General features: G+C 34.3%; 23 protein-coding genes. 6 read left to right on the top strand and 17 right to left on the bottom strand.

Translation table 11 applies throughout. The annotated features are described in order from the left end of the window. The first annotated feature begins 223 nt into the window (after positions 1–223). The gene (locus BCR26_RS17390; RefSeq protein WP_069700224.1) at positions 224–1741 is read left to right on the top strand and encodes a helix-turn-helix domain-containing protein; all 1518 of its coding nucleotides are present in this window, start codon (positions 224–226) and stop codon (positions 1739–1741) included. Between the two features lie 772 nt (positions 1742–2513). Here the strand turns inward: BCR26_RS17390 and BCR26_RS17395 are convergent. From BCR26_RS17395 to metF, 8 genes are all read right to left on the bottom strand, one after another. Further along, positions 2514–2636 carry a putative holin-like toxin gene (locus BCR26_RS17395; protein ID WP_069700225.1) on the bottom strand — a complete coding sequence of 41 codons (123 nt, stop codon included), beginning with the start codon at positions 2634–2636 and terminating at the stop codon, positions 2514–2516. A 169-nt stretch (positions 2637–2805) separates the two neighbouring features. After that, the gene (locus BCR26_RS18860) at positions 2806–2961 is read right to left on the bottom strand and encodes a hypothetical protein (protein ID WP_211272319.1); all 156 of its coding nucleotides are present in this window, start codon (positions 2959–2961) and stop codon (positions 2806–2808) included. Then, positions 2961–4997, bottom strand: a complete 2037-nt coding sequence (gene recG, locus BCR26_RS17400) for an ATP-dependent DNA helicase RecG (protein ID WP_069700226.1) — start codon at positions 4995–4997, stop codon at positions 2961–2963. Before recG ends, BCR26_RS18860 begins: the two co-directional genes overlap by 1 nt. A gap of 113 nt (positions 4998–5110) precedes the next feature. Next, positions 5111–6796, bottom strand: a complete 1686-nt coding sequence (locus BCR26_RS17405; protein ID WP_069700227.1) for a DAK2 domain-containing protein — start codon at positions 6794–6796, stop codon at positions 5111–5113. A gap of 195 nt (positions 6797–6991) precedes the next feature. Beyond that, complete coding sequence (locus tag BCR26_RS17410; RefSeq protein WP_069700228.1) at positions 6992–7354, bottom strand: Asp23/Gls24 family envelope stress response protein; 363 nt, start codon at positions 7352–7354, stop codon at positions 6992–6994. A gap of 227 nt (positions 7355–7581) precedes the next feature. Beyond that, a complete protein-coding gene (locus BCR26_RS17415; protein ID WP_069700229.1) occupies positions 7582–9963 on the bottom strand; it encodes a homocysteine S-methyltransferase family protein in 2382 nt (793 codons plus the stop codon). A gap of 30 nt (positions 9964–9993) precedes the next feature. After that, entirely contained in the window at positions 9994–10665 is a 672-nt protein-coding gene (locus tag BCR26_RS17420; RefSeq protein ID WP_069700230.1) for a methionine synthase, read from the bottom strand. Positions 10666–10667: 2 nt separating this feature from the next. Next, positions 10668–11528, bottom strand: coding sequence for a methylenetetrahydrofolate reductase [NAD(P)H] (gene metF, locus BCR26_RS17425; RefSeq protein ID WP_069700231.1), 861 nt, complete (start codon positions 11526–11528; stop codon positions 10668–10670). A gap of 246 nt (positions 11529–11774) precedes the next feature. Here metF and rpmB point away from each other — a divergent pair, with 246 nt between their 5' ends. Then, on the top strand, positions 11775–11963 hold the full coding sequence (gene rpmB / locus BCR26_RS17430; RefSeq protein WP_010761898.1) for a 50S ribosomal protein L28: 189 nt from the start codon (positions 11775–11777) through the stop codon (positions 11961–11963). 375 nt (positions 11964–12338) lie between these two features. Here rpmB and BCR26_RS17435 read toward each other — a convergent pair whose 3' ends face one another. The 4 genes from BCR26_RS17435 to BCR26_RS17450 form a co-directional block, all read right to left on the bottom strand. Then, the gene (locus tag BCR26_RS17435; RefSeq protein WP_069700232.1) at positions 12339–12674 is read right to left on the bottom strand and encodes a helix-turn-helix transcriptional regulator; all 336 of its coding nucleotides are present in this window, start codon (positions 12672–12674) and stop codon (positions 12339–12341) included. 199 nt (positions 12675–12873) lie between these two features. Then, positions 12874–13323, bottom strand: a complete 450-nt coding sequence (locus BCR26_RS17440) for a hypothetical protein (RefSeq protein WP_139124994.1) — start codon at positions 13321–13323, stop codon at positions 12874–12876. Positions 13324–13636: 313 nt separating this feature from the next. Beyond that, positions 13637–14644: a linear amide C-N hydrolase gene (locus tag BCR26_RS17445; protein ID WP_069700234.1), complete on the bottom strand. Its 1008-nt coding sequence runs from the start codon at positions 14642–14644 to the stop codon at positions 13637–13639. Between the two features lie 82 nt (positions 14645–14726). Next, positions 14727–15245: an HdeD family acid-resistance protein gene (locus BCR26_RS17450; RefSeq protein ID WP_069700235.1), complete on the bottom strand. Its 519-nt coding sequence runs from the start codon at positions 15243–15245 to the stop codon at positions 14727–14729. A gap of 844 nt (positions 15246–16089) precedes the next feature. Here BCR26_RS17450 and BCR26_RS17455 point away from each other — a divergent pair. The 4 genes from BCR26_RS17455 to BCR26_RS17470 all read left to right on the top strand — a co-directional run bounded on the left by BCR26_RS17455 (position 16090) and on the right by BCR26_RS17470 (position 20741). Next, positions 16090–17241 carry an ArgE/DapE family deacylase gene (locus BCR26_RS17455; protein WP_069700236.1) on the top strand — a complete coding sequence of 384 codons (1152 nt, stop codon included), beginning with the start codon at positions 16090–16092 and terminating at the stop codon, positions 17239–17241. A gap of 555 nt (positions 17242–17796) precedes the next feature. Next, positions 17797–18549 (top strand): threonine/serine exporter family protein, encoded by a 753-nt coding sequence (locus BCR26_RS17460; RefSeq protein ID WP_069700237.1) that lies wholly within the window; start codon positions 17797–17799, stop codon positions 18547–18549. An 11-nt stretch (positions 18550–18560) separates the two neighbouring features. Further along, positions 18561–19010: a threonine/serine exporter family protein gene (locus BCR26_RS17465; RefSeq protein ID WP_069700238.1), complete on the top strand. Its 450-nt coding sequence runs from the start codon at positions 18561–18563 to the stop codon at positions 19008–19010. A gap of 582 nt (positions 19011–19592) precedes the next feature. Then, on the top strand, positions 19593–20741 hold the full coding sequence (locus BCR26_RS17470) for an AraC family transcriptional regulator (RefSeq protein WP_069700239.1): 1149 nt from the start codon (positions 19593–19595) through the stop codon (positions 20739–20741). 121 nt (positions 20742–20862) lie between these two features. Here BCR26_RS17470 and BCR26_RS17475 read toward each other — a convergent pair whose 3' ends face one another. The 5 genes from BCR26_RS17475 to BCR26_RS17495 all read right to left on the bottom strand — a co-directional run bounded on the left by BCR26_RS17475 (position 20863) and on the right by BCR26_RS17495 (position 24788). Then, entirely contained in the window at positions 20863–21504 is a 642-nt protein-coding gene (locus BCR26_RS17475) for a thiamine diphosphokinase (protein WP_069700240.1), read from the bottom strand. After that, positions 21501–22154 carry a ribulose-phosphate 3-epimerase gene (gene rpe / locus BCR26_RS17480; RefSeq protein WP_069700241.1) on the bottom strand — a complete coding sequence of 218 codons (654 nt, stop codon included), beginning with the start codon at positions 22152–22154 and terminating at the stop codon, positions 21501–21503. The genes BCR26_RS17475 and rpe overlap by 4 nt, the downstream gene beginning before the upstream one ends. A gap of 7 nt (positions 22155–22161) precedes the next feature. Next, complete coding sequence (rsgA, locus tag BCR26_RS17485; RefSeq protein WP_069700242.1) at positions 22162–23067, bottom strand: ribosome small subunit-dependent GTPase A; 906 nt, start codon at positions 23065–23067, stop codon at positions 22162–22164. A 299-nt stretch (positions 23068–23366) separates the two neighbouring features. After that, a complete protein-coding gene (lepB, locus tag BCR26_RS17490; RefSeq protein ID WP_245341778.1) occupies positions 23367–24098 on the bottom strand; it encodes a signal peptidase I in 732 nt (243 codons plus the stop codon). A 24-nt stretch (positions 24099–24122) separates the two neighbouring features. Further along, the gene (locus BCR26_RS17495) at positions 24123–24788 is read right to left on the bottom strand and encodes a hypothetical protein (RefSeq protein WP_069700243.1); all 666 of its coding nucleotides are present in this window, start codon (positions 24786–24788) and stop codon (positions 24123–24125) included. Between the last annotated feature and the right edge of the window lie 9 nt (positions 24789–24797).

The following is a 24797-nucleotide window of genomic DNA, read 5'->3' on the forward strand; positions in this document are numbered from 1 at the left end:
AATTTTATAGCCGTCTAAGGTTAGTCAGCTTGTCTCTGTAAATCTCTATGTAACAACAATAATAAGTTCCTATCTCAGTTTTGTAAAAACTGAGATATTTTTTGCTCTTTTATACGTAATCTTTCACTTATCTCTTCGATTTTGTTATTATATCACTAGAAACACATAAAATTTTGTCCACTATTGAGCCTACATTAGACATAAATTCGAAAGGTGATGCCTCATGTACACAAAATTTTTATCTCTATCAAAACAAAATGAGTTGTCAATATTTTATTCTATTATTCAAGCGAAGCAAACGCTTGATTCTTTATCTACTTACTTGACTATCCCAAAAAGTACCGTAAAAAAACATATTCAAAAATTAAACCTTACTCTCAAAGATAAGTTTCCAAAATCTACTTTTATTCAATCCAATAAAAAAGGAGAATATGTCATTGCTTCTGAATTCACTGAAAACAAGCTTTTAATCTTCCATCAACTCAAGCTGGATTATTTAAAAGTATCTCCTAATTTTCAATTGCTTGTGTTATTAACAACCAATTTCAGCCAATCTTATTTGGAAGTAACCGATAAATTATTTGTTACTTTTTCTTATTTAAGCCGAATAGTAAAAGGCTTAAATGAAGAACTTAAAAAATTTGAGTTAGAGATTCAGTTGTCCAAAAATACACTAACGTTATCCGGAAATGAGCTCTCTATTCGTGTTTTTAGTTTTCTCTTTTTAAATAAGAATTTCCAAACATTAGAGTGGCCATTTGTACACTTAACTAGAGATGATTTAACGCCAGCAATTTCACCTTACTTGTTAGATAAATCACTGACAGAATCAAAATCAACGACAAATTCATTTTATTTCTGGTTTGCGGTATCTACCCTTCGTATTCAAAATCAACTCTTTATCAACAAACAAGACAATGAGACCACTAGTATTTTAAATCTGGTTGAGAGGTGTTATGATATTCCAAGTATTTTCAATTTCCAGCCTTTTGGGGACTTCCCTGAGGATGTTATTAAAAATGAAATTCTTTTTTTTAGTTATTTTACTAACGTTCTCTTTCCACATATTGTGGTTTTTGAAAAAAAAGTAGCTTTAGGAGAAAAATTTTTGCAACAACGCAATCCTGCGACCACCTTTTCAAAACAGTTAATGCACTCTTTCAAGCAAACATTTGGCATAACTCCTAAAAATGATGTGCAGGCTCTTTTTATTTATTTTTTTACACTGACTTATCTGAATTTCAAATTATTAGGTGATAATGCACAGCTTTTTATCAATTTATATTTTCCAAGATTAAATTACTCATTACCTGATAATAATCAAAAATCAATCGAAGTACAGCAATTTTTTAATAATTTTTTAGTAAACTATCTTCAAGAAAATCAAGATGAACAAAAAAAATCAGATTCATTTAAGGAAATATATTATAGCCTAGTCTATCGATTATTATTCATGAGCAGAAAACCACAACTATTTGTTTATGTACAGGTAACGAAAGATTTCACTGGAAGCTCCTATATCCGGAAACAACTTGCAGATATTTTTAGTGATGAAGTAGTAATCATTACTAAAAATATTCATCAAGCCGATTTAATTATTTCAGATACACTTGAAACGTCACGAAATGGTAAACGTCTATTTGTCTTGAGTTCTTTAAAAAGCTATAGTCAATGGATGGAAATCTCTCAAGTGATTCAGCAGTTGATCTTACAAAAATTATTTATTGAAGAAGAACAATGATGTTTCTTTAACTCTACAAGTGTCACTTTAAAAGATAAATCGCACATGTTTCAATCGTTATTTTGCACTTTTAAAACAAATGAAAGCTACCACCATAGATATTCTGAGTGGTGAGTTTTTATCTATTTTCGATTACTAGTATAGGGTTTCCGAGCGCCTATGGGCAATTTGTATCGATAAGTAATTAACATATGGAATTTGCTTTTTATTTTATACATTATGTGTTTCTCCACCTAATAGCACTCTCAAAGTCTGTAGATTAAATAGTCTATCCCCTCTAAAATATAAAAGGCACTCTTTCATAAAGAAAAGTGCAAATTAAAATAGTATTCAGATGTACTCTTTGGTATTTAAATGAATCTTGAATAAGCGTGGTAAGCCCTTCATTTTCTTGATATACAATGATAGCTATAAATGAAAGAGCCAATACCAGTTGAGAATAACTACCAAAGTTACTGGCTCATCAATTATAAAAATACGCTCATTTACAGATTCTATTGTCTTTTGCTTCCATTTGGGACAGAAGAGAAAATAATATCAAAGTTACATTTTACTCCACAGAAGCATTATTTCTAGGATTAAAAAACGACGAATCAGTTATCCGATGTTTAAGAGAATTTATGTACAGATAAGTAGAATTTTAAGAAAAAAGATGCTATAATTAAATAGAAAAAGAGGATATGCGCTAACATATCCCCTTTGTAGAACCGTTTAAGACGGTAGCGCTAATTTAATTATCTAAAAAGATAACCGCACTGGCTAAAGTTGACGGTTATTTTTTTTTGTCGTTTTTAAGCAAGTCAACAACTAGCTTAATCAGAGCTATAGTAAACATACTAAAGCTTAGAATGAGCTGTATTGTTTCCAATGCAGACAAAAGGCTTACTCCTTTCATAGATTTCAGTACTTACATTCATAAGCACCACCACCTTTCGGAAGTCGCCACCGTCATAACTTTTCTACCTTTATATTATAACATAAAGTGAATTACATTTAGACAACTCTATTGAACACGTAAAAATACCCTATTAGAGCGACTTTCAAATCGTTTAATAGGGTATACTCTAAATTTCTAATTCCGGCTGTAAAAGTTTGTTTCCTTCCTTAAGTTCTTCAATATCGCTTTTAAATACAAGTTGATTTACTTTGGTCAGCCTGTCATTTTCCTTTTTAAACAGCACTTTCTTAGCCTTATTAAATGGTAAAAAGTGACAATTCATCAATCAAAAAATTGTGCTTCGTCTTCTGCTGGTTTAACTTTCTTCGCCAAGCCTTGGTAATCAGGCAAGACCCACCAATTTATTTTTTTCCAAATATCGCTGGCTTCTTGTCGGGCGACTTCTAGAATATTAAAATCTGAAACAATGTCTCCGACAATAAATTGCGGAATACCCGACTGTCTTGCGCCAAAGACTTCTCCTGGTCCCCGTAACTCTAAATCCTTCTCACTTAAAACAAATCCATTATTGGTTTCTGTCATAATTTTCATTCGCTCAACACCCATTTCATTCTTGGGATTGGCCACCAAAATGCAGTAAGATGCTTCTGATCCACGCCCTACTCGGCCTCTTAGCTGATGAAGCTGTGCTAATCCAAATCGATCCGCATCCATAATCAACATCACCGTCGCATTAGGCACGTTAACTCCGACTTCAATTACCGTTGTAGAGACAAGCAACTGTAAATGATTTTCTTTGAACTCCTGCATAATACTATCTTTTTCAGCATTTTTCATTTTCCCATGTAACAACCCTACTTGATAATCGGGATGAAAAACTTCTGTCATATGTTCATAAATTTCCGTTGCATTTTTAACATCTAACGCTTCAGATTCTTCAATCAACGGGCAAATAACGTATACTTGATGCCCCTGCTTAAGTTCTTTTCTCATCCAATCGAGGACTGTATCTAATTGGGGCGGTCTAATCCAGCGCGTTTCAATAGGAATTCGTCCAGCTGGCATTTCATCAATAATCGACACATCCATTTCCCCATAAGCAGTGATAGCTAAGGTTCTAGGGATAGGCGTAGCTGTCATAAACAATACATCTGGCTTCAATCCTTTTTCTCGCAAAATTCGTCGTTGATTCACGCCAAATCGATGTTGCTCGTCTGTTATGACCAGTCCTAGTTGATGAAAAAGAACATCTTCTTGAATTAATGCATGAGTTCCAATAATAATATCAATCTCACCAGAAGCTAACTGTGCTAATATTTCTCTTCGTTCTTTCGTTTTAGTAGAGCCTGTTAACAAGGCTGTCCGCACTTCTAACGGATTATAAAGTTGCTGCAAGCTTTCCATGTGCTGTTGCGCTAAAATCTCTGTAGGCACCATTAACGCCCCTTGAAATCCTGCTGTCATGGTGGCATACAAGGCAATTGCTGCAACAACGGTTTTCCCGCTTCCTACATCTCCTTGCAGCAGACGTTGCATATGCCGAGGACTCATTAAATCACGACAAATTTCATTGGTTACCTTTTTTTGCGCTTTCGTCAGTTCAAAAGGCAAGCTCTGGGTAAACTCTTTTAGTCGATCGACATCATAGTAAATCGCTAACCCATTTTTTTCTGCCTTCTCCTGCTTCTTTAAGCCCTGTATTTTCAACTGAAAAAGTAAAAATTCTTCAAAAACAACCCGGCGTTTCGCTTGGTGGCTTTCTTCTGGTGTAGTAGGAAAGTGCATCGCAAACATAGCTTCTTTTCTTGACATCAAGCGATATTTCTCAAGCAATTCTAGTGGCAATATTTCTTCAATCAACGACTCATATTTCTCAAATCCTGTACGAATAAGCTGAATTAAACTACTTTGTCGAACTTTTTTATTGACGTGATAAATCGGCGCAAACTCTTCGCCATCATTTTTAGATGCCAAAATCTTCATACCATTTAATGCTTTACGCTTCGCGTCCCATTTTCCATAAACAGCAATTTCTTCTGACTGAATGATTTTGTCTTTTAAATACGGCTGATTAAAAAAAGAGACATTGATTACTGCGTGGTCTTGCATCATCCGAAAGGTTAACCGACTTTTTTTGTATCCATAGCGACTGACGACTGCCTCAGAAACAGCAATTCCTTTTAAGGTTACTTTCTCTTGATCTTGAATCTCACTAATTTCTTTTTCTTGAATATCATCATAACGAAATGGATAATACGTCAACAAGTCTTCCACCGTTTCAATCCCAAGTTCTTTCAAATTTTCTGCTCGTTTTGGCCCTACTCCTGAAAGCACTCCGATACCATCAGATAGATTCATCTGTCTTCCCCCTCTCATCGTTTACTAAAAAAACTACCGCACTATCTCTATAGAAAAAAGCGTGGGATAATCAATCAGATGATTATACTCCCACACTCCTCCAAAATTCTGTTTTATTCTGCTGAAAATAGATATGGATAAACAGGTTGTCCGCCTTCATGAAGCTCAGTCTCTAAATCTGCATGTGTTTCAGTAACCGCAGCAATTAGTTTTTCAGCCTCCGCTACCGTTCCACCTTCACCCACAATAATTGTTACGATTTCTGTCTCGTCATCGATCATTTTATTCAACGTATCCAATGAAGCTTGATACATTTTTGGTTCAGATACGACAATCTTTCCATCAATCATACCAATGAAGTCATCTTTTTTGATTTCAACATGATCAATCGTAGTGTCTCTAACGGCTGTTGTTACTTGTCCGCTAATGACACTTTCAATCATTTCAATCATACTGGCTTTGTTCTCTTCTAATGTTTGTTGGTCATTAAAAGCTAACATCGCGGTCATCCCTTGAGAAATAGTTTTCGTCGGAACAACTGCTACAGGAACATCCGCTACTTCGGCTGCTTGATCCGCCGCCATAAATATATTTTTATTATTCGGTAAAATAATCACTTGATCTGCATTCACTTCTTTGACAGCTTTCAAGATATCTTCTGTACTAGGATTCATGGTCTGTCCACCACTAATAATATAGCTAGCTCCTAAACTACGGAAAAGTTCTTGAACACCTTTACCAGCCGCAATCGCAATTACTGCAAATGGTACACGGGCTGCTTTTTTAGTGTTTTCTGTTTGAGCTGCTTGAGTATCATGCTCAAGCAATGTTTCGTGTTGTAAACGCATATTATCTACTTTAATCTTGATTAGAGAACCAAATTTTTGTCCATAATTCATGACTTCACCGGGATGCTCCGTATGTACATGAACTTTAATAATCTCATCATCGTTCACAACTAATAAAGAGTCACCTAGTTCGTTCAAATAATTTCTAAATGTTTCATAGTCAAATTTGCTATCTACTGTTGGTCCTTCACCTATTTTAACCATAATTTCTGTACAATAGCCGAATTTGATATCTTCAGTAGCTACATGTCCACTAACACCACGATGATGTTCCGCATTGACCATCTCATCCATTTCAGCTGGAGACGGTTCATAAATTTCTGTTGCTAAAAATTCTCCTGACAATGCTTCCATAAAGCCTTCATAAATAAATAAAAGTCCTTGGCCACCACTATCTACTACGCCAACTTCTTTTAAGACAGGTAAAAGATCCGGCGTTTTAGCCAATGCACGTTTTGCGCCTTTAACAACAGCTGCCATCACTTCGATACAATCATCGCTTTCTTTCGCTTTACGTTCACCAGAACGAGCGGCTTCACGAGAAACTGTCAAAATTGTTCCTTCGACTGGTTTCATTACTGCTTTATATGCCGTTTGTACTCCATGCGTAAAAGCTGCCGCTAAATCTTTCGCATTCAATGTTGTTACATCTGGAATTTGTTTTGAAAATCCACGGAATAATTGAGAAAGAATAACACCGGAATTTCCACGGGCACCCATCAATAATCCTTTTGAAAGAACGGTTGCTAATTCTCCGACTTTTTCAGAACGAGAATCGGCCACAGCCTTTGCTCCACTAGTCATAGATAAATTCATATTCGTACCTGTATCGCCATCTGGCACAGGAAAAACATTCAATGAGTTGACATACTCTGCATTAACATGCAGACGACTCGCACCCGCCTGAACCATTTCTTGGAACTGACTTGCACTGATTTCTGTTACATTCACCTAAAAAATCCTCCTTTATGCTAGTTCGTCTTTAGAATATCACTTATTAGTCGAACTGTATGAGACTGACCTTACACTAGTTCATTGTAAGATGGAGGTGAATTCCCCCTCCTTTTTCGTTAGGTTTTAAACGAAAAACAGTGTTAGATTCACTATTTTTAAAACAGAGCCTCTATTTCAAAAACAGTTGGCTGCCTAGTCGGGCAACACACGAACGCCTTGAACAAATACATTAACAGAATTAGCAGTAACGCCTAATAACGTTTCAAGGTTATATTTCACTTTTTCTTGAACATTTCGAGAAACTTCAGAAATTTTTGTTCCGTAACTTACTATTGTATATACGTCTACAGCCACTCCATTTTCTTCTTGTCGCACGACAACGCCTCGAGAGTAATTTTCCCCACGTAAGATTTCGTTCAAATTATCTTTAATTTGATTCTTACTTGCCATGCCAACAATCCCATAGATATCAGTAGCAGCTCCGCCAACTACTGTAGCGATCACTTCATTGGTAATCTCAATGGTACCCGCAGATGTTTTAATTTTCACAGCCATTGATGAAAGCCTCCTTGTAAGAGCATATTTGCCCTATTTTCTTCCATAACATTTTAACACAGCGAACCCTTAATGAAAAGGAAGTAAGTTCATAATTATGGATTGTCTCATCGTTTTACTCACAATGTTTTAATTTACATCGTTTATTCTTATATGTCAAATAAATTTGTCGCCTATTTTAAAGAAAAAGCAATGTAGACTACTTCTAGTCTCCATCACCTTTCACCTCATTCTATTCCAAAGAACCTCTTAGCAATCGCAACGCTTTCTAGTGCATCTTTCGCATAATAGTCCGCACCAACAAACTCACGGTATTCTTCATTTAATACTGCTCCACCTACCATAAATGATGTCGATAACCCTGCATCTCTTACTGCTTGAATCGTCGCTTTCATATTCTGAACAGTTGTGGTCATTAAAGCACTTAAGCCCACTAATTTAATATCGCCTTCACGAATTCTTTCAACAACTGTTTCAATCGGAACGTCTTTGCCTAAATCGATAACGTCAAAACCATAATTTTCCAACACCATCTTGACAATATTTTTACCGATATCATGAATATCGCCTTCAACAGTGGCTAATAAAATTTTTCCATAAGACTGACTTTCTTGTCCATGCGCTTCAAAATAGGCTTTTAATACCTCTTGCGAACGCTGCACTGCTTCCGCAGATTGAATAAGTTGTGGTAAAAAGAGTTCCCCTCGCTCAAATCTGCCACCCACTTCATCCAATGCTGGCATAAAAAATTCATTGACGATTTCTAATGGACTTTTCGTTTCAAGTAACTGTTTTGTCAAAATAGGCGCCTCTTCTTTTTGTCCTTTTAAAATTAATTCTTTTAAATCTAAGGTTCCTGCGTCTTTTTTTATACTTTCCTGTTTTTTCTCTGTAGCAGTAATCGTCATTTCCTGACTTTTTTCTATATAATCGGTTGCCTCTCGATCTTGGTTATTAATTACCTTAAGTGCGCGAACAGTATTCATCAATAATTCTGATAAAGGATTCACGATTGGCGTGGTTAAACCTGCCGCAACCGCAGAAGCCAAAAAGGTACTATTCATCAGCTCTCGATTGGGAAGGCCAAAAGAAACATTGCTTAATCCTGCAACAGTCAAGACACCTAATCGTTCTCGTAACAATCTAAGGGTCTCCAAAGTAACCTTAACTTGAGCTTGTTGCGCTGAAGCAGTTAGTACTAAAGGATCAATCATAATATCTTCTTTAGGAATCCCATATTCTGCTGCTGTTCTTACAATCTTTTCTGCAATCGCTAGTCTTGCTTCAGCCGTTTCAGGGATTCCCGTCTCATCTAAAGTCAATCCAAGTACCACACCACCATATTTTTTCACAATCGGAAAAATAGCTTTCATACTTTCTTCTTTCCCATTGACTGAATTAATCAATGGTTTACCATTATAGTAGCGAGCACCTGTTTCAATTGCAGTAACACTGGAGCTATCAATTTGTAGTGGCACTGTGACGATTCCTTGGATTTCTTGAACCGCTTGTTGCATCATTTTGCTCTCATCTATTTCTGGCAGACCAACATTAACATCTAAAATATCAGCGCCAGCTTCTACCTGTTTCAACGCTTCTTTCAAAAGATAACTCAACTCATTGTTACGCAAAGCTTCTTTTAATCGTTTTTTCCCCGTTGGATTGATTCGTTCACCAATTAGATGCAAGCCATTATTCAAAATAACCGACTGGCTTCCCGAAGTAACTGCCGTCACGATTTCAGGAACAGGATCAATTACTGGTAGACTATCAATAATTCCTCTTAATTCACGAATAAAATCGGGTGTTGTTCCACAACAACCTCCAACAATTCTAACGCCCTTTTCTACCATTTTCTTTGCAGCTTGACCGTATTCCGCTACTGATATTCGATAAACAGTCTGCCCATCTTCTATTTCAGGTAATCCAGCATTTGCTTGCACCATAACTGGAATCTTGGCGTATTTTAGGATTGTCTCTATCACTGGCATCAGCTCAACAGGCCCCAAAGAGCAGTTAACACCTACAGCATCTATCCCTAAAGATTGCAAGGTCAAAACAGCCGTTAGCGGATCTGTCCCTACAAACGTCCGCCCATCCTCTTGAAAAGTCATCGTACAAAAGATTGGCAAGCTCGTCGTTTCTTTGATTGCTAAAATGGCCGCTTTTGTTTCTAGCAAATCTGACATCGTCTCCAAAATGACCACATCAGCTCCCGCTTGCTCTGCTACAATTGCTTGCTCTGCAAAAATGCTATAGGCGTCATCAAAGCTTAACGTTCCCATCGGCGCCATCAACTGTCCAATCGGCCCCATGTCATAGGCAACATACTTAGGGTTTGCCGCTTTCGCTAGATGAATCGCGGCAGTAATAATTGCTGATAATTCTTCCTCTTTTAACTTCACTCGATTTGCTTGAAACGTATTTGCCGTAATCACATCAGCCCCAGCGTTTACATATGCTTGATGAATCTCCGTTACAATTTCAGGATGACTTAAATTAAAATATTCCGGTTCCAAGCCAATAGGCAAACCCTTTTTTTGCAGCATCGTGCCCATTGCACCATCCAAAAGTAGACGTTGCTCTTTTAATGTTTCTAAAATCCCCATACTAACCTCCATATCAGTTTATTCACTCTTTTATCTACGATAGTTACAGGTTTGATTCATCCAACAATCTGTACAATTCAGTTTTTTCCTTCTGGGACGAGCTAACTTGGGGTCATCAAATAATCCAATAATTGCCGTAACCGATTTTCTAGGAATCATCAACAGGCTTTCTGATAAGTTAAGTCCAATTCTTCGATTCGCTTCTAAGGTCGCTAAAAATTTCGGTTGAATATCTAATGCTAAATCTCCATAACCAGGACTGAAACGCCGATTCAAAACCAATCTTTCCTCAGCAATAGACTCTTCGATTTCACACTCTGCTAAATCACATATTTTTTCAATATATTCTGTACAACAGGCGTCTAAAATTAAGCTCTTGCTCATAGCAGTAAGTGAATACTGACGAATTTTCCGCTCAATCTCAATCCCTAAAGTACTAGCTAAAAGAGCGACCTTTTTTGCATGTTTTAAATGATTGTAAATAGATTTCCCTTCAAATAATAGACCTGTTCCCAAAACCTCAATTGTACGATTCTCTTCATTAGATTGACACTCAAAAATACGAAAAGTATAACGGGGATTCGAAATTTTTTGGACCTCTATCATTAACTCTTGAATTTCCTGATCGACAGTCTCCGTTAGCTCTTGATTCCGTCGATAGCCCAAATAACGTAAGATTTCTTTTTTATCTAACTCTATCATCCTTACGACCCTCTTAATAGTGACATTGCTTCTTTCGCAACAACTGGGCGATTCATCGCATAGACATGAATACCATCAACGCCATGGTTCATTAAATCATCTATTTGTTTCAACGCATATTCTAACCCAGCTTTTCGCAAATCTTCAATCGAATGTTCATATTTATGAATGATTTTTATTAACTCTGATGGTAAGGAAGTCCCACACATGAAAATCATTTTTTCCACTTGTCCTCTACTTAATATCGGCATGATTCCCGCTGAAATCGGGGCAAATACTTGGCCGTTTCGAGCATCCTCCACTAAACGATAAAACGTATCATTATCAAAAAATAACTGAGAAACGAAAAAATCAGCCCCAGCATCCACTTTAGCTTTTAAATGATCAATATTTTCTCTACTAGTAAGCTCATCAATATGTCCCTCTGGATAACAAGCCGCTCCAACTGAAAAATCATTCGTTTCTTTAATTGAAGTAATCAAATCTTTGGCATAAACAAAATCGTTAGGACAATTCTTAGGGTCTAGAGGAATATCTCCTCTAAGAGCTAAAATATTTTCAACCCCTTCTCCTTTGATTTGTGCCAAGAGTTGACTAATTTCTTCTTTCGTATTCGCAACACAGGATAAATGGTGTAAAGGCTCAATTCCGTATTTATTTTTAATCATTGAAGCAAGCTCTAACGTCTTATTGTCTGTTTTAGAACCAGCAGCACCGTAGGTAATACTAATAAAATCAGGTTGAACTTCTTTCATTTCTTCTAAAGCTTGATAAATCGTTTCAATCGCTGCTTCTTTTTTTGGAGGAAAAAACTCAAGAGAAACAACAGGCTTCTTTTGTGAATAATAGTTTTCAATTTTCATAAAAACACCCTTCCAGATAGATTCTTATTTATGAGAATAGCATAAAAGTGAACGTTTTCAAATCCTTTCCTCATTTATAAGAGGAATATATTACTAAAAAAGCTGTCTTTTCAGAAATTTCCGATAATCTATTTTTTATTTTCTATACCAAAAATTCTCTTGCAAAAAAACCTGTTCTGTGATAAATTAATTTAGTATGAGCTGAAAACTATCGCTCCAAGATCAAAGCAAAGGAGGAAACTTAAAATGGCAAAAGTATGTTACTTTACTGGTCGTAAGACTAGCAGCGGCAATAACCGCTCACATGCAATGAACGCTACTAAACGTACTGTTAAACCTAACTTACAAAAAGTTCGTGTATTAATAGACGGTAAACCTAAAAAAGTTTGGGTGTCAACTCGTGCTTTGAAATCTGGTAAAATTGAGCGTGTTTAATAGAAATAAATAATAAAGTTGATAAACCAAATTCAATAAAAAAGAACGAGAATGATTCCTTTTCGTTCTTTTTTTATTGCATTTATTAATTGACTATAGAGTCATATCGTCTTCTCCGTTTGATAGTTATTAATGAACGAATCATACAAGAGAACGGTATGTTTTTTTGACCAAAACTGAAAACTCGTCTAAAACAACAGTGTTGAGCTTTAAAAATAAGAATAAGTTACTTTTTCTCACCATATATCCAGATTTAGAGAGTGAAACAAAGCCAATCATTAGTTTTTTCTGACCACCACATTCCATTCTTTATTTAATAGATATTATTTGTTTTTTTTAAATATCAAACTATCATCTACTAAACACATGAATGATCTAGCTAGAAATTTTTAAAAAATATAGCAAAAAAAAGATAAATATAATAAAAATAACTAAATTGATTGTCTCAATAGTAGCTAGATACAAAAAAAGAAATTTCACTTTATCTATTGAAGAGTGTTTTTTAGTTTGTTTATCGCTAAACCATGAAATAATTTCTTCATAAGACGTATTAAATATCATGCTCAATTTCGTAATACTATTAATGTCAGGTTCACTTTGACCATTCTCCCATTTGGAAATAGTTTGTCTAGATACATTTAATTCGTCTGCTAACTCTTGCTGTGTTAGACTTTTTTTTTTTCTATATTCTTTTAATCTATTATTTTCCATGCTCGTTATATTTCTCCTTTTATATTCATCTTCCTGTATGATAAACTAAAACGAACTAAAAAGTAAGTAGTCTATAGAAGGAAGGAAAATCAAAAAAACCATAAAACATCGGTTAAATAATCGATAGTTTTACGGCATTTTTGTCATTTTTTTAGTCTATAACTCACGTAACCAATCGTGTGATAATAATTATATAGCTTTATAAATAGTTAACTTTTTGTAATAATGATAAGTATTTCAAGAAACGCTGATTCTTACTCAATGCATCAATTGTTGAAAATCCTCTAATTAAAATTAATTGATTTGTTATTCCCATACAATCGTTTAAAACATCAAATTCCAGAGTATTTTTCTCTACCAATATATTCTCTCCATATCCATATACTTGGTTATCTAGCATATATGCTTGAATTTTTAAAGCATATTGATTTTCTATATCCCATATTTCTTTTCCTAAAGTCTTTTTCCCATCATCGTTCATTTGACTTTTAACCATCCAATCTTCCCGAAAACAATGGGAATCTTTTGAGGCTAGAATGGAATTTAGCAAAAAGAGCGCATCATTCCACAAATAACTATTTGTAGAAATATCTACCTTTTTGAAAGATAAAATATCTGTTAAATACAAATCCATCTTTGCAAATGTCATATCCACCTTCTCCCCCCTTTCTAAACTTTATTCAGACTCTTTTTGCTTGATATCAGCTTAATAAAAGAAAGGATTAGTGGCCTAAATCACTGCTACTTTTTTTAGTAATTTTCTAAAAAAACAAGCAATGATTCAGAACTATAGTCAACAATAACGAGCTAATCATACTTAAAATAGACTTAAATCCGTCCGTTCTTTTGCCTCCAATATCCATTAAATGATCTACCTAAAAATAACTTATTAAACTCAAAATTCAAAGAATTTTTTTAAGTAGAAGATAACAGATTTTATCTAGCTTAAACATATATTTTTGTTAAATTTCATGAAAGTAGTTTTCATTTTTAACTTTTGTATGTCCTTTTTGATTATTAAAAAATCTGCTAGCTTCTTCTAATGAAACTTTCGTAAATGTTTGATTCGCTGTAGAGAGAACTTCTAAACATCTATTTTCAAGATCATATCCAATCCAGTAAGCGGTATAATCACTACTATCAGAAGTGTTTTTTTCAATTCCCTTAGGTATGATGACCGAATTAAAAACAGTATACAATGATCTCAAGGCATCTTTATCTGCTGTTGGTTGCATCATATTACTTAATAAAGCAATTTTTATAAATCTTGAAGGAGAGGTATAGTCTCCTGGTAACCCCAGCAAACCAGAACCACTCTCAATTCCTTTTACTTCTAAATTATTTATATTTAGTTGTTGAATCGTATAGTCTGACATATTTACATAATTCCTGAGATTTGTTAAATGCCATTCGTATTTAGGACTATTCGTCATAATACCATTGGTGTGAGTATAAATCGTGAATTGCCCATCATGGTCTGGTTCTAGCACAATTGAGTAGCCTTCTTTATCCGTAAAGGTAAGGTGCACAGGTAATTGTTTCCCTTCAGTAGCAACCATCTTATTGGATGTCCCTTTATCAATACAAGCAAATTGCGATACCAGCCCAACAATTTCGTCTACCGATTTACATTGACTTAAAATGTAGACAACGAGCTCATCTAAGACTACTTCCTGGAGCTCTTTCTTTGTCAACTCTTGCGACGAAGTAGCAGTTGCTTCTTCAAAATAGAAACACCCCCCAGCTAAACCTTCTGAATTTATTCCGTCTGTCAAAAGATACGTATCTTGAATCCCCATCCCAACAACCTCATATTTACTAACTAATGGACCTGATAGCATGTCCATCTGTAAATGCTTTGGGAAGTATATAATTTCGCCACCGCATTCAAAAAAATTTTGAGCAAAATCCATAGTACGAGCCCAGTAATAATGTCCTTCTATTGACTTGATTTTTGCTGATGTACACATAAGTACTCCTCCTTAAAATTTTAGCTATGATACGTCTAAACTTCCGAAAAAATCTAAATCCAATTACTTAAAAATTTGTTTATTAAAATGCAACAATAATCGCCAAAATGCCATTAATTAGAAAATAACATCCTACCAAAAAAGTCACTGTTGCAATCAATAAAATCGGATGGAATAATAAAATCCCTCCAACAATAATACTCAAAATATTTACAATCAGACTAAACCAGTAGTAGCCGTTGCTAATCATTTTAGCAAAATCTAAGGTGAATAAATTTGCCACAGAACCTACAATAAACCAAATCGCAAAGATAATCGGTAACGCCACCATTCCGGCTGAAAAATTCCATAGGAAAAAGATTCCTATAAGAATGTCAACAACTCCCATGAAAATAGAAAAATTGGCTTTTGCTCCATACTCTTTTTTTTCTTTATAGTTGACTGTAATTTCAACAACTCCAGCAATAATTGCTGTAACTGCAAATACAATCGTCAGTGCTAGTAAGCTCTCTGCTGGATTTCTAAAAACAAGCAAAGAAACTAATAGATATAAAATCCCAATTAGTAAATAGCCCCAATGATTTTTTCTTTCTCTTTCCATCTTTTTCCCTTCCTTACATAGATATTTGAATGTTTATCTACAAAAATGAATGACTTTTCTATTATCTGAAGTTTTATATAAAAAGATATCTTCTCCTCTCTCTTTATTTTTTAGAAAGTTACTCCTTCCTTCATATTTTTTGTAATCTAATATTACATTTCCATATTGACCTCACACAAAAGGATAGTCACGCAATACTAGTTAACATCATGTAACTATTTGTTAACAGCTTATATATTTGACCCGTCAAGATGGTAAATGACGTTGATTCCATATCTTAGATGTATTTGAATAGAAGTAGTTCATTCATTTTAATTTCCATATTTCCATGAAGTAAAATACTTGATTTCAGCATAAATTCTAAAATTTCCCAGCGTAACCAAATAGACTTCCATCTACGTCTTTAAAATCATCTGGTTTTTCTCTATTTTAGTGACTACTCTTCTTAAACTCTTCAAAACAGCTACTTATCGCGTTTTCAGTATAAATGTTAACCAAAAGAAACATGAATGTTCCTTTATATTGCGTGATTTTTCTCTTCGTAACTGCCTATACTGGAGATACCTTATCAATTTAAGAATTAAAATTTAACTATGGAACAAGCAAAACAAAACTATTTTGATGGTACAAAATAAAATAGCATCACGCAGTTGTCATTGAGGAGGATCGCTTTAAAAACACAACTTGAAAAAAATTTATCTCGATTCGATTAAAGTGTTTCTTCCCCAGATAGTTAAAAGCGAGAACTCTTCTATTTCACTGCTTAATATATATATATCCTTGCAAAGAAAGGAGACTAGAAAGAATTGATTTTGGAACATAATCTATTTAGGAGGGATGCTACATGGAAAAAGCAGAAAAAATAACGATTTTAAAAGATTTAATCGCAATTCCAACTGTGAATGGGCAAGAGGAAAAAATTGCAGACTATATCCAAAAACTATTTACTAAATATAATATTTCTTCAGAAAAAGTACTCTTTTCTGAGAATCGAGCAAATTTAGTTGCTGAAATTGGAAATGGTAATGGGAAAGTGCTTGGGTTATCGGGACATATGGATGTTGTAGATCCAGGAAATCTAGAAGAGTGGAATTACCCACCATTTGACCCTACAATTGAAGACGACAAATTATACGGACGGGGTTCTACGGATATGAAAAGTGGTCTGGCAGCGATGGTGATTGCCATGATTGAACTTATTGAAGAGAAAAGTACATTAAATGGAACTCTTAAACTTTTGGCTTCTGTTGGAGAAGAAATTGGTGAGTTAGGTGCTGAACAACTGACTAAAAAAGGGTATATCGATAATTTAGATGCCTTAATCGTTGGTGAACCTACAAACTTAGCTCTTGTCTATACACACAAAGGTTCTATTGATTATACAATTACTTCCCATGGAAAAGCAGCACATAGCTCAATGCCAGAGTTAGGCATCAACGCTATCAATAACATGGTGGTCTGCATCAACGCTATCAACTCCAAAATGACTGAAATTAGCAAACTATATAGCGATCCTGAAACTGGGCAAGTAACCCATAATATTACCATCATAAATGGTGGTGTCCAAGTCAATAGCATCCCAGATAAAACAGTTATTCAAGGAAATATCCGAACCATTCCAGCTTACGGAAATGAACGAGTTCGAAAAGATATCCAAACGATTGTTGATCAATTAAACCAACAAAAAAACTTTAAATTGAAACTAACCTTTGATTATGATAAATTGCCTGTCAAAAGCAATAAGAATTCATTTTTAGTTCAAATCATTCAAAAAGTTCATCACGAGAAGTACTCAGAAGATCTTCCTCTAGAAGGAATTGCTGCAACGACAGATGTTGCGGAGTATATAAAAGCAGATAAGCCTTTCGACTTTATTATTTTAGGCCCTGGCGAAGGCACCTTAGCTCATCAATTCAATGAATACGTAGAAATACAAAATTTTTTGGATGTTATTGACATGTATAAAAAAATAGCACAAGAATATCTAAATAGTTAAATACTAAAGATAGACTTCTATAGACATCCTATAAACCGAATATCCGATGGGAGCAGAAGCAACCTTGCTTTCTTACAACAAGTAGCTCGCCACAGATAGGCAGCACTGTGACGAGCTAAAATCACTCTGAGAAACAGATTGATAAAAGTTACACTCTATTAACGTTCAAATCTCATCAACTTCTACGAATGGTACGAGCTGATGTTAAGCAGAAAAACTAAAAAAGTACACCTGTTAAGTAAGCTATCTAGATATAACTTTACTCCTATCTTCCCTTTTTAAGCCTATCTAGAATAGCTGCTTCAGCGATAGGACATACTTGATTCAATGGTTACAAAAGAAAAATTCATCGTCTATTTACTTTGCAGAAATTTAGATTATGTACAGAAAATAACACGTTTCAGTTAATATGTGGCGTCTGCCCACTAAAATTAATCTTCTTAAAGACAAACAGACGATGATAACCTACTTGTTTAGAAGTAAGCATTCCTTTCAGTTAAAATCAGCCACAAAATAATTCAAACAAATGTTTTACGTGGCTCACAGGAGAAAAATATGAATGATGAAAATTCCGAATTAGCATTAAATATTTGTCTATTATATGGTGAAATCATGGCTAAAAACAATGTTGACCCACGTGATATACAAAGAGATATACATAAAATTGGCACAATCATGAACATGGATCAGGTTACTATTTATCAAACCTTAACAGGAATCTTTATTACTCTTAACCAAGGTTCAAAAATTAAAATGCGTGTCATTGACGCTACTGAAAATAATTTCGAAAAAATTATCCGCGCAAAACAAGCTTTAGAAAACTTTAAGAATAGCATATTGACGCAAGAAAATTTTTATAAGACCTTGATAGAAATCAACAATACCCACTATTCATTTCCAATAACCGTTCAAGTTTTGAGTGCCGGAATGGTCAGTGCAGCACTTGGCGTTGTTTTCACGTCCCAATTATCGGATTTTCCCATTGATTTAATCATTGGTGGCGTAAGTTATTTTATTTTATTATACTTCCAGAAAAAATTAATGCTAAAATCTTTTTCAACGTTTCTTTCTGCCTCAGTTTTAGCCATCTTGGTTTCTCTCTCAATTAATTTAGACCTTGCTACAAATCCATATATGATTATTTTTTCTTGTATTATGCCACTAGTTCCAGGGATAGAAATTGTTAATTCAATTAGGTCTGTTTTAGAAAATAATTATTTAATCGCAACCTCTCAAATTCTCGAAGCATTAATGATCACTATAATGATTTTAATGCCTATCACTTTCTTTCTAAATATCTTAACTTAGTAGGTGAAAATATGGAAAAACTAATTTTACAAGCCTTTTTTTGTTTTATTGCAAGCACTTTTTTCTCTATCCTTAACAATATTGAAAAAAAATATTGTTTATTATGCGGTACACTAGGAATGACCACTTGGCTTACTTACACAATTTTACCCTCTATCTTAACGATTGATTTACCTACCAGTGCATTGATAGCTTCAGCTATACTCTCATTTATTACAAATTTGATTGCAAAATATATAATCATCCCTGAATCTATTCTAAATATTTCAGGAATTATCACAATTGTTCCTGGCGGTTTCTTTTACAAGTGTATTAATTTTCTAGCAGAAAAAAATTTTAATGGCGCCTTTAATTCTGGATCAAAAGCCTTATTAATTGGTCTTTCTATTTCAATTGGTATTATGATTAATGGGATCCTACATCTCATTTTCAAGGATAGTTTTTTTAATCCCAACCATTAAACAATAACTAACTTCTAAAAGATTATTACGCTGTGATCCAAAAGTTAGATAAAAAATCATAATTGTTAAGGACAGATTCAAGTAATTTGCTGAGCAGTTAAAAAAAGAAGAAACCAATTTATTTTAATCTGTCCATTGGAAAAAAATATTTAAATCACCTGCTAAAAAATGGATTAACGTCGATGATTTAAATGTGAAAAAGCGCTAGTTTAATAAGAAATGTTCGTTTACATAATTCTTACAAATATACCTCAATTTAGAAAGTTTCATACTGGTTCATGTCTAGTTGTATTGATTACATGTGCCCCTATCTTCTTTCACTAAAATCTTCATTTAATATTTTGTCCATTTTAAATACTACTCAATTCTTAATTTTTATTAAATTGAATCTAACAAAAAAATTTACTTTCAAACCCTGTATTTCCGATAAAAATCTCAATTTAACTCCACTTTTCATCTATCTTTCATAGCACTTAAATACTTTTATTTTTTATAAATATCAATTTTTCTTCATTTTTATATCATTTCTTTCGAAAAATATGGTAAAATAATCTGGACTTCATAACAGAAAGAAGGCGAAGTATGAAAAAAAATATAGACAACTTATTAAAAAAATTCACCCGTGTTTTTGGGATTTCTTTTTTTTATATAGATTTAACAACTTTTGATTGCCAGCAAATTTTCCAAAAAAAGCATCATTTTGATTTAGATTTAAAACAGTTAAAAAGGCAAATATCCTTTTTTGACACCTCGATAGTTAACTTAGGATTTCTTAATGACCAAGCTATTTTTGGTATTCCTCTTTTTGAAAAAAATGAAGCTATTATAGGTGTCGTAAAAATCAACAAGTGGGTTTCGGAAGAAAATAACTTCATAACAAAAAAGACAATAAAAGATATTATCAAATTATTGTACTTGTCAATCTATGACAAAAATACGTCAGTAAACTTGATAAGAAGTCCTAAGATACGATCATTTATCATTGAAAAAGAACAAGAAGATCAAATACTCAAAGAAGCAAAATTGAATATAAATGATGGGGTTATCCGACAAAGCTATCAAAAAGAAAAAGAAATCATTAATGCGATACAAAACGGCGATGTTCAACTCACAAAAAAAACTTTCGAATCTTTTAGGAGTATTGACTTTCCTGAGACAAAACCCTATCAAGATGAAGTAAGACACAAAAAAAACATGCTCATTTCTGTCGTTCCAATCGCTACTAGAGCGGCAATTGAAGGTGGTTTAGCAAAAGATATTGCCTATACAATGAGTGACCATTACATCCGAGAAATTGAACAGTTTCCTTTCATTCCAGACAGTGCCACCCTATACAGTTATGTTGAAGGTATCTTGACTGACTATGCTGAAAAAGTAGCTCGTATTAAACGACAATCGACTTCTGGCTACATTTTCCAGTGTCAACAAATTATTTACCTGAATATTTATGGAAAATTGACTGTTGAAGATCTCGCAACCAAATTAGCTTTATCTAAAAATTACTTATCGTCTCTTTTCAAAAAGAAAGTAGGTTGTACCATTAAGGAATATATCCTTCAACAAAAAATTGCCGAAGCTCAATTTTTACTTTTAAATAGTTCTCATAGTTTCCAAGAAATATCTACTATGTTGCACTTCTCAAATCAAAGTCATTTTATTAATGTTTTCAAAAAACAAATAGGCATGACACCTAAACAATATAAGGATATTAACCAATTAGCAAAAGAGTAAAAATTTGATCCCGTTTATAACAAGCTAACGTTCTTTAATTACTAAAAAATCTAGGGTAACAGAATGCGCCGGTAACTATCGACTCTATCTCCTACCCTAGATTCTCTATTTTATTAACTAACTACTTATCTCGACTTTGAATCACTGCTATAATGCCTGTTTCAAAAGAAAAAGCAGCTGAATCTCCAACAAATTCATTACTAGCATAGGATGTCGGAACCAAAACATCGATATGATCCAATGTATATTTACTTTCAGCTAAGGTAAGGCTTTTTACCGGCGTTAAACAACAATAAGCTAAATAGGTCATTTCAAGTTCTTTTTCAACTGTATATTCTCCTGGTAAGTAATATTGAATACTATTTTGCTGATCTAGTAGTTGTATTTGACGAATAAACGGCTGAAATCTTGGTTCCATCGGCAGCCACAGATTAGATAGAAAGTGATCCAATCGCCCACCAGTTCCTCCGACAATCGTAACTTTTGCTGCTGGAAATTTTTCTAAAACGAATGATAGTGCTAACTGTGTATCCGTATCATCTTTTTCGGCTTTCGCTTGCTTGATTTCTTTCGCCTGATGGTAAACTTCTTCCCGCTCTTGTTGAGAGAGTGAGTCAAAATCACCTACAGCTAAATCTAAACGCCAACCTTTTTTTATAATAGACAATCCCCCATAATCGATCCCAACATAATAGTCAAATTTCCGATTACATAAATCAGGCCATTGGTTCATTGATCCACCAGCTACTAACAATACATTCATCTGTTTAGCACAGTCCGCAATGCCTCTACACGCTCTTTAGGACTTTCAGAGTCATAGATGTAAGAACCTGCTACAAACACGTTGGCTCCTGCCTCCTTACAGCGTTCTGCTGTTTCTGGAATAATTCCACCATCTACCTCAATATCATAGGTGTAACCTTTTGTTTCTTTCCATTCTTTTAATTGTGCAATTTTATCTAATGCACTTTCTATAAAGGATTGACCCCCAAAGCCGGGATTAACAGTCATAATTAAGACTTGATCCACTAAATCTAAAACATTCTCAATCGCAACTAAAGGGGTTCCGGGATTGATAACCACACCTGCCTTAACACCTGCCGCTTTAATCATTTGAATTGCTCGATGAATATGAGGCGTTGATTCTTGATGAACCGTAATGATATCTGCTCCTGCTTTGGCAAAAGCTTCGATATAATTTTCTGGTTGAACAATCATTAAATGAACATCTAGCGGTAACTTAGTGATCGGGCGAATCGCCGAAACAACATTCGGTCCAAACGTAATATTAGGCACAAATTGTCCATCCATAACGTCTACATGAATGTAATCTGCCCCTAGTTTTTCTACTAATTGAATGTCTCTTTCCAAATTTGCAAAATCAGCGCTTAATATTGACGGTGCTATTTTCATAAAAATGTCACTCCTTCTTTTTTTTGTATATTGGTCTACGATTTTCAATCTCCATCAAAAATTGTAGGTAATTCTCATAACGACTTTGGGCAATAGTACCCTCTTCTACTTGTTTTTTCACTTCACATTTAGGTTCTTTATAATGCATGCACTCCCGAAACTTACACTTTCTCGATGCTTCCACAAACTCGGGGAATTGCTTTGGCAAATCTACTGCATCCATCTCTAAAAAATCAATTGAACTAAATCCTGGCGTATCAGCCACCAGCCCATCAAAAAGCGGAATCAGCTCTACATGTCGCGTTGTATGTTTTCCTCTTCCCAAAGATTCAGATATAACGCCCGTTGCCAATTGTAAATCAGGAGAAATTTTGTTTAGTAGTGTAGATTTCCCAGCCCCAGACTGCCCCATAAATACCGTTAATTGTTCAGGGAAATATTGGCTTAACTCATGAATTGCTTGATTACTTTCTTCGTTTGTAGATACAATCACAGGATAACCAATTTCCTGATACATCGCTTTAGCCTCTGCTACTTTTACCGGTTCAGTTCCATCCAATAAGTCTGCTTTTGTCAAGTAAATAACAGGCTGAATCCCTTTATCTTCCAAAGTAACTAAGAAACGATCCAAGAGATTATAGGAAAAATTAGGTTCTACCATGCTCATAACGATCACACCTAAATCAACATTGGCTACTGGCGGTCTGACTAATTCATTGTGTCTTGGCAAAACTTCCAACAAATAACCATCTGTCAAATTAGTGCTTTCAAAAATAACCTCATCTCCAACCAACGGCGTAATATTCCGATTACGAAAATTTCCTCGCCCTCTTGTTTGATAGGTTTCTCCATCCAAATATACATAATAAAATCCACTTAAAGCTTTTCTGATCTGCCCTCTCAGAAACGCCACCTCCTATTTTCTATTGACTCTATTTTACCATAATGTTTGGTAAAATAAGAAAAAAGAGCGGGAGAACTTGAATGATTCACTTCATTTTTTAAACATATATCAAAAAATAGCAAATATGCACTTTTTTAGCGTACAAAAAACAAAACTAGACACTATAACAGACACTAAGAAACCTGTCTGCTATAGAGCCTTTTTGTAGTCATTACTATGACCATCTTATTTATGAGGAGTTCTTACATTTTAAATCAATCTATTCCCAAACCTGTTCAATTATTTTAAAAACCAAAAATCATTTTTTATTAATACTGCTCCATCTTATGTAGAGGCAAGACTCTCATTTCAACAGTTCCAATAATCTCTTTTTCCCCCACAAAGCCATAATATCGGCTATCAGTAGCGTACGGACGGTTATCTCCCATTACTAAATATTTACCTGTTGGTATGGTTACTTCATTAAACTGTTGATTCATTGTAAAATTTTCTGTATAGAAGATTCCATTACTATCGGCTTGACGCTTCTCATCTAAAATAAAGGTTTCTTCTTTTTTTTGATGGTTTACATAAAGCTGGTCTTGCAGATACTCAATTTGTTCCCCTGGGAGCCCAACAATTCGGCGGACACAGGTTCCTGCACCGTTTGGAAGTCTAATATACACCAATTTAAATCTCTTTTTCGGACCTAGCCGATTCACAAAAACAAGGTCTTTTTCTGACAACGTTGGCATCATCGCGTATCCATCTATTTTTACAAAAGTAAAGGTAAAGAAAGAAAGGAACCAGAGCACGAATCCTACCAAAAAGATTGCACCACTTAATTCTAACATTACACGGTTAAAAACATTCTTAGATTCTTTTGACTTTCGTCTTTTTCTTTTCAACTGTTTCTTTTTTGGTAGGTTCTTTTGATTGATTCTTTTCTTTACTATCCTTTCTGACTGTTTCTTCCGATTGGGATTAGAGGTCTTTTTCCTTTTTCTTTTTTTCGTAGGTATTTTCTTTTTTTGAATTTTCGTTGCTGCATCTTTTTCCATACCTAAGACTCCTAAAATTTCAAACTATTTTTGTTGGGCCAGAGCTTTTTCATCAATTTTAAACTGCTTGAATACTGCTTTTTCATTATTTTTAACTTTCTCAATATCTTTTTTGACTACTGCTAAGACTTCTTCGTCTTTATAAAAATTCTTACTTTGAGAAGAAAGGTTAATCCCTAATTCCTTCATTGACGTATAATAGCGATTAATGATTTGTTGTCCATCCTCACTAATGCGATAATCGGCTTTATTTAAAGCAAAGGCTGATAGTCTTGAAGAAAGAGTATCCAAATTAGCATCAACCTCATTTGTATTGTCTAATAATTCAGTTTCATTCAACTGGTTTTCTACTTTAGTTAAGTAATAATAGCCATCGACAATTGCTTTTTGATCCAGTTCACTTAGATTTGTGGCCTGATAATAAATGGTGTAAGCAGCTCCTGAACTTGCCGCTAATCCAACAACCAAAAATACCAACATGAATAGGATACTTTTTTGTAATTTTGACTGATTTTTCCTTTTTGCTTGAATCAATTTTTTTCGTTTCTTTTTATTTTTAGTCCGATATTTTGATAGTTTCTTTTTCTCTGTACGTAATTCGACTATAAAAAATAGGAAAAGTAGACTAAAAAGGAAAAAGAGAATACCTGTTGCTAAACAAATTATCGCTATCCAATCTAAGGTTGTCATCATACGCCT

This window comes from Enterococcus rivorum (genome assembly GCF_001742285.1).
In the GTDB taxonomy this organism is placed as follows: domain Bacteria; phylum Bacillota; class Bacilli; order Lactobacillales; family Enterococcaceae; genus Enterococcus_L; species Enterococcus_L rivorum.